We start from the raw sequence: 6,144 nt of genomic DNA, 5'->3' as shown, positions 1-6,144 counted from the left end.
TTCTCAAGCCATTTCCTCAGCTCAGGCGTCAACGGGCACGTCAGGGCGTCACGGTAATGCAATGCCGCTTTTTCCCGGTTCCCACGCAGTCGTTCCGCTTCTCCGCGAAAGAAGTGCAGTTTCCCCGCCAGTGGCGCAATCTCTTCCGGACGGCTCGCCGCAAACTCCTGTGCCGCCTCCGCCGGATGTCCCCCGCCCAACAGGCTCAAACCTGCGTAGTAATGCATCAGGGAACGGTTGATTCCAGGGACTTCCAGTTCCCGCCGCGCCAGTGCCAGCGCCGCGTCGAATTGCCGCACTCCGATCAGCCGCGTCAGCAAATTGACCGCCGCAGACTGGTTACGGCCGCCGCTCAGTGCCAGCGCCCGCCCGAAGCTCTGCATGGAAACCGCCGTCGGCCGCCCCTCCGGATTCTCCGCGGCAATTCCCCAGGCTACAAAATCGGTACTGCGCAGAAATGAGCCGGTCCCCAGCACCTGATTTGCTCCGAACACCGCCACCAGCACTCCCGTGCCGATGAAGATGCGTGTCCGGCGCGACAGACGCCCCCGGAAGCTCATCCAGCCGAACGCATAGACCGCGAGAATCGCGAAATACGGGTAGAGCAGCAGACGGTAGCGCCCGACCGGATGCAGTCCGCAGAGCGGCGGCGCCAGCATCGCCACGATCAGCAGTACCAGCCCCTCCCTCCGCAACAACCGGCCGGAACCGATCAGAAGAAGAATCCCGGCCACCGCGGCAGGAATCAGCAGTTCCGGCCCCGGCAGAAACCGCAGTGGAAGAAACTCCCGGCGGATGAAATAGAAGTTGAGATTGTCCGGAATCTCATCCGCGAAAAAGAGCAATGGAATCCGCCCCAGGGCGTTCCAGCCGATACGAAGGAATGGTTTCAACGGCGAAATTGACGGGGAGGATTCCGGTTGTGCCGCCGGCGGAGCAGGGGGGGCGGCCGATTCCGGGGGCGCGTTGACTGTTGTCGCATACGGCAGTACATTGAAGAAGGGGCTGAAGCTGCCGGTGTGAAGCTGATTCAACAGACCGACTGAAAGCCAGAGCCCGACACAGCCGGCGGCGACCAGAAGGGCGCGGCGGACCGAGCTTCCCCGCCGGAAAAGCGGGAAACTGAACACCACCGCACAGCCTGCCCAGAGCAGGGCGGTCGGTCGCCCGATGGTGGCGAGCCCGAGCAGGATTCCGGCGGTAACGGCACGGCCGGGGGAAAAGCGTTTCTCCCGCGCTCGGAGCCAGCCGGCAAAACTGAGCAGTACGGCGAAGGTGACGATACTCTCCTGCAGCATCGTCACCTCGTACATCAGGGCCGGACTGTAGAGCGCAGTTACGATTCCGGCCGCCAGCGCCCAGCTCCTCTTCCCGAAGAGGTGGAGCGTAATCCGCGTGACGAGCAGGGCGGAGAGAATGCCGAGCACGCACTGCACTGCGGCGAGAAATTCGACATGGTGCGCGCCGCCGTTGGCCAGCCAGACCCCCGCAATCAGAGTCCGGTGGAGGGTGAAGAGGCCGATTCCATCCACCAGACGCTGGCCGAATTCCAGCAGCGTCTGCATATCCAGCCCCGGCACCCGGTGGAACCAGCGCAACGGAGAATCCAGCCAGGAGGCGTAGACCCACAGCCGCACCGCGGTTGCAATTACCGCGACCGGCAGGTAGAGGCGCAACAGGTTCCGCCCCCGTGTCACTGCGCGGAATCCTCCGGCCGGACGCCGGGGAAGGGGGCCGCGTCTTCCGGCGCGAGCGGCGCATAGGGGCCGGGTTTCACCTCCAGCGCGACCGACGGCTCCTGTGCCACGAAGTTGTGCCACACATTCGGCGGAATTTCCACCACCCGGACGCCGTCGCCCAGTGTGACCGTTTCAGTGATGCGGCCCGCGTCGTCATACAGATAGACTCCAATCCGGCCGGAGAGGAGCGAGAACAGCTCCCACTTCCCCGGATGGCGGTGCGGGGCGATGACCGTATCCGGCTGCATGGCGTTGAGCAGCCGGTTGGTCGGCTCCTCCGTGGAGTCGTGGAGGTTGTAATTGGTCCGGCGCCGGGGAGCTGCGGCGGCCTTTCCCAGGAGTTCGGCAAGCAATGTGTCGTCGACGATCTTCATATGCGGAAATCCATCCTCTGATTGTTTTCCGTTAAAATAGCATGGTGTGCGCTCTTTTGCCAGCCCGGCAGCTGGTTTTCCGCAAATCCGGTGCTATCTTATACAGGAATCTTTTTTATTCGGAGATACTGCCGTGTGGAAATATTATGCCGTCCTTTCCGCGGTTTTTGCCGCGCTGACCGCGATTCTGGCCAAAATCGGCGTCCGGAATGTCGATTCCAATCTGGCCACCGCCATCCGTACCGCGGTGATCCTCGTCATCACCTGGGGCATTGTGTTCGTCTCCGGCAGCGGCGCCAGAATCCGGAGTGTCCCCGGATATTCCCTGCTGTTTCTGGTCCTCTCCGGAGTCTCCACCGGGCTGTCGTGGCTCTTCTACTTCAAGGCGCTCCAGTCCGGTCCGGCTTCCAAGGTGGCGCCCATCGACAAATTGAGTGTCGCCCTCACCATCTTTCTCGGCATTCTCATTCTGCACGAGCGGTGTGACTGGCAGGTGGTCGCCGGCGGACTGCTCATTCTCGCCGGCTCCATGGTCCTCCTGCTGTAGATTTTCTACAGCAGATCCTTGAGCACTTCGCGGTCGTCGAGATGATACCGTTTGCCGGCGATCTCCTGATAGTTTTCGTGACCTTTCCCGGCGATCAGCACCACATCGCCCGGGCCGGCAAGCTCCACCGCCCGGCGGATGGCTTTGCGGCGGTCCGGTTCCGTTTCGTATGCGGTTCCCTCCGGAATCCCGGCCACGATTTCCCGGATGATCGCTTCCGGATTTTCATTGCGTGGATTGTCGCTGGTGACGATCAGAAGATCGGCGAACTCCGCCGCCTTCCGCCCCATGCGGGGTCGTTTGGTGCGGTCGCGGTTGCCGCCGGCACCGAAGACCGTAATCAGCCGTCCCTTCGCGATCTTCCGCAGAATGGAGAGCACGTTGGCCAGCGCGTCATCGGTGTGGGCGTAATCGACGTAGAACGCCGCACCGTTTTCCGCCATGAATTTCTCCAGCCGCCCCGGCACCCGGATCGGACGCGAGAGCGCCCGGTCGATCTGAGCCGGCGTAAGACCGTAGTCGAGTGCGGCAAGGATCGCTCCGGCAAGATTGTGCACGTTGTGTTCGCCGATCAGGTTGGTGGCGACGTCGAACGCTTCGTTTTCGCTCTGAAGCCGGAACCGGGAGCCGTCGGCACCGAGTTCAATGTCGGTGAGATTCCAGTCCGCCGCGGAGTTTTTCCCGAAGGTGAGGATGTTCCGCGTGGAAATTTCCCGCGCCAGCCGCCGGCCGTATTCGTCGTCGATGTTGATCACCGCGGTGCCGTCGACCGCCATCAGACGGGTGAAAAAGAGCTTTTTCGCCTGATAATAGTGCTCCATATCTCCATGATAATCGAGGTGCTCGCCGGTCAGGTTGGTGAAGATGGTGGTGCGGAATTTCGCTCCATCCACCCGCCCCTGCCAGAGCGCATGGCTGGAGAGCTCCATGGCGGCCGCCCGCATGCCGTTGCGGCGCATCTCCGCCAGCAGCGGAAAGAGCACGCCCGCATCCGGCGTGGTATGGGTCGCCGGCGTGACGATTTTGCCGTCCCGGTATTCCACGGTCGAAATCAGCCCGCACGGCTCCCCCGCGTTGCGGAAGATGTGCTCGACGAGAAAAGAGGTGGTCGTCTTGCCGTTGGTTCCGGTTACGCCGATCAGTTTGACCCGCTCGTCGGGGCAGTCGTAGAAGGCGCGCACCAGCCGGGAATAGGCCCGTCCGGCGTCGGTCACCTGAATGTAGGTGGTCTTCTCCTGATAGTGCTTGAGGTTCCGTTCGTGCACGATCACCTGAGCGCGGGCGTTGATTGCCTGATCGATGAAATCGTGCGCGTCAAAACGCGACCCCGGAATGGCGACGAAAATATCTCCCGGAAGAACCTTGCGGGAGTCGTTGGTTACCCGCCCCCGGGCCGGACCGCCAAGGCCGCGCGCCGTGACAAAGAGTTCCCCCAGAGCGTTTTCAAAGGATGTAATCATGACAGGTTTCTCCTCTCTTCTCCGCTAGCGTGCCGCTTCCGGCAATGCCAGCTCCATTGCGATGCCGCGGGAGCCTTTGGCGAAGACCAGATCCCCCGGCCGCGCCATTTCCGCAAGACGACTGGCCGCGGCGGCGGCATCGGAAAAATGTTCCACTTCCGGCGTCGGGGCAAAGGCGCTCCCCACCGAAAGAATGCGGGCTTCCGGGAATGTCTCCCGTGCCAGTTTCAACAAAGCGGCGTGTTCCTTCGGCGAGTTTTCCCCCAGTTCGCGCATTTCTCCCAGCGCGAGGATCAATCTGGCCGGCTTCGCAAATTCGGCCAGCCATGCGAGACTTGCCCGCATGCTGTCGGGATTGGCGTTGTAGGCGTCGTTCACATAGGTGACGCCCGCGATTTCCGTCACCTTCGTGCGCATGCCGGGCAGTCGGGTGTTTGCCAGCCCCCTGACGATGACTTCCGGGGCAATTCCTGCCGCCAGAGCGGCACATGCCGCCGCCGAAGCGTTGACCGCCTGATGGCGTCCGGAAAGCGCCCACTCCACCTCGAATTGCTTCCCGTCCGGAAAGGTGAGTTCGAAGCGGCTTCCCGCAAGTCGGCCGCCGAAGTAGCGGGCGCGCACGGCGCAATCGGCCGTTTCGCCGAAACGCAATACCGTTGCATAGTTCCGGGCGGCGTCTTCCAGAATCCCGACCTCCGGACAGCTTCCGGGAATGACCGCGCAGCCATTCTCCGGCAATCCGTCGAACAGGTGGGCCTTTTCGCGCGCCACCCCGGCGAGACTGCCGAGAAATTCAAGATGACAGGGCGCAATCGAATTGATCAGCGCGATCTGCGGCGCGGCACAACGGCTCAACGGTTCGATCTCTCCTGGGTGGTTGGTCCCCGCTTCGATGACCGCGTACCGGTGGCGCTCCTCCAGCCGGAGGAGGTTTTGCGGGACGCCGATCTGGTTGTTGGTGTTGCCCTCGGTGTACAGCACCGCATCCGGCCCCGCCGCCGCTTCGAAAATTGCCCGGAGCATCTCTTTCACGCTGGTTTTGCCGACACTGCCGGTGACAGCGGCCAGCCGAAGCGAGGGAAAGCGGAGGCGGTGAAAATGCGCGATATCACGGTAGGCGGCCAGTGTGTCGGCCACTTCCAGAACCGGTACGGAGCACTCCGGCGGGAGTCGGTCCGCCTTGGACGCTTCGATGCAGAGCGCGGCACAACCGCCCGCGATGGCGTTCCGGAGAAAGTTGTGCGCGTCAAACCGTTCTCCGGCGAGGGCGAGAAAGAGGGCTCCCGCGCAGGCACGCCGGGTGTCGGTGACGATTCCTGAGAGGAGTTCCCGGGGCACGACCCCCTGCCGCCAGACGCCGCCGGTGGCTGCGGCAAGTTCCGCCGCCCGGAAGGTGGGGACGGCCATGGGGTTATCTCTGCTTGTTGATGTTGACGATATTGCGGATAATATCCCCGCGGAACACCACCCGGACCGTCTGCGTGGGCGTGACCCAGTAAAGCCAGCTTTCGTTGCGCAGATTCGGTGTGCGGCAGCTCGGCGGCGGCCCGTAGGCGAAGATGACCTCCTCCCGGTTCATGCCGGGGACCGCTTCGCCGCGGCGAATCCGCTCCCGGTTCTTTTCCGGAACTTCAGCCAGCAGCTGATCGACCGGTTCGGTCGTGAAGGTGTAGGCGATGAAGTCGCGCATCGAGCAGAGCCGGTAGCCCGGATCAAATTGGATGGTGTACTCGTTCCCCGCGGTATCCCGGAAGGTGATGGTGCTGTCCCACTCATCGGTCCCGACCGGAATGATTTCCGTGCCGATCGGCAGCCGGGAGCCCTCCTGAATGTTGAGACTGCTGATGCTGCCTGGATCGGTATACCAGAGGTTGTAGCGGGTGTAGAGCTTCTGCCCCTCCTGCTGCTGAAACACTTCGGCGAAGATCACCGGGTCGGCGCATCCGGTCACTAAGGCTGCGAGGCCTGCCAGAAGCGGAAGAAAAAAACGATGCCGCATGAACGAACTCCCGTTGTTGTGTGAA

At 62.7% G+C, this 6,144-nt stretch carries 6 protein-coding genes; 1 reads left to right on the top strand and 5 read right to left on the bottom strand.

The features are described 5' to 3' along the window. Both ACMLHG_RS08890 and ACMLHG_RS08885 read right to left on the bottom strand, forming a co-directional pair. The coding region (locus tag ACMLHG_RS08890) for a hypothetical protein (protein WP_417170263.1) at positions 1–1,697 on the bottom strand (1,697 nt) is incomplete at its 3' end. Further along, the gene (locus ACMLHG_RS08885) at positions 1,694–2,113 is read right to left on the bottom strand and encodes a WbuC family cupin fold metalloprotein (RefSeq protein ID WP_295811991.1); all 420 of its coding nucleotides are present in this window, start codon (positions 2,111–2,113) and stop codon (positions 1,694–1,696) included. The genes ACMLHG_RS08890 and ACMLHG_RS08885, both read right to left, overlap by 4 nt. Before the next feature lie 133 nt (positions 2,114–2,246). Here ACMLHG_RS08885 and ACMLHG_RS08880 point away from each other — a divergent pair, with 133 nt between their 5' ends. After that, positions 2,247–2,660 carry an EamA family transporter gene (locus tag ACMLHG_RS08880; RefSeq protein ID WP_295811993.1) on the top strand — a complete coding sequence of 138 codons (414 nt, stop codon included), beginning with the start codon at positions 2,247–2,249 and terminating at the stop codon, positions 2,658–2,660. Between the two features lie 5 nt (positions 2,661–2,665). Here the strand turns inward: ACMLHG_RS08880 and ACMLHG_RS08875 are convergent, their stop codons facing one another. The 3 genes from ACMLHG_RS08875 to ACMLHG_RS08865 are packed head-to-tail and all read right to left on the bottom strand — an operon-like array spanning position 2,666 to position 6,119. Continuing rightward, complete coding sequence (locus ACMLHG_RS08875; protein WP_295811995.1) at positions 2,666–4,120, bottom strand: UDP-N-acetylmuramoyl-L-alanyl-D-glutamate--2,6-diaminopimelate ligase; 1,455 nt, start codon at positions 4,118–4,120, stop codon at positions 2,666–2,668. Positions 4,121–4,144: 24 nt separating this feature from the next. Beyond that, on the bottom strand, positions 4,145–5,527 hold the full coding sequence (locus ACMLHG_RS08870; RefSeq protein WP_295811997.1) for a UDP-N-acetylmuramoyl-tripeptide--D-alanyl-D-alanine ligase: 1,383 nt from the start codon (positions 5,525–5,527) through the stop codon (positions 4,145–4,147). A gap of 4 nt (positions 5,528–5,531) precedes the next feature. Continuing rightward, a complete protein-coding gene (locus ACMLHG_RS08865; RefSeq protein ID WP_295812000.1) occupies positions 5,532–6,119 on the bottom strand; it encodes a hypothetical protein in 588 nt (195 codons plus the stop codon). Positions 6,120–6,144 lie beyond the last annotated feature (25 nt).

The organism is Victivallis sp., from assembly GCF_048170485.1.
Lineage (GTDB): Bacteria > Verrucomicrobiota > Lentisphaeria > Victivallales > Victivallaceae > Victivallis.
This window is presented reverse-complemented; position numbering and strand designations above follow the sequence as displayed.

Bases quoted from the DNA above. Each gene is read 5' to 3' on its own strand.
- ACMLHG_RS08885 (WP_295811991.1), bottom strand. From the start codon at position 2,113: ATGAAGATCGTCGACGACACATTGCTTGCCGAACTCCTGGGAAAGGCC.
- ACMLHG_RS08875 (WP_295811995.1), bottom strand. From the start codon at position 4,120: ATGATTACATCCTTTGAAAACGCTCTGGGGGAACTCTTTGTCACGGCG.
- ACMLHG_RS08870 (WP_295811997.1), bottom strand. From the start codon at position 5,527: ATGGCCGTCCCCACCTTCCGGGCGGCGGAACTTGCCGCAGCCACCGGC.
- ACMLHG_RS08865 (WP_295812000.1), bottom strand. From the start codon at position 6,119: ATGCGGCATCGTTTTTTTCTTCCGCTTCTGGCAGGCCTCGCAGCCTTA.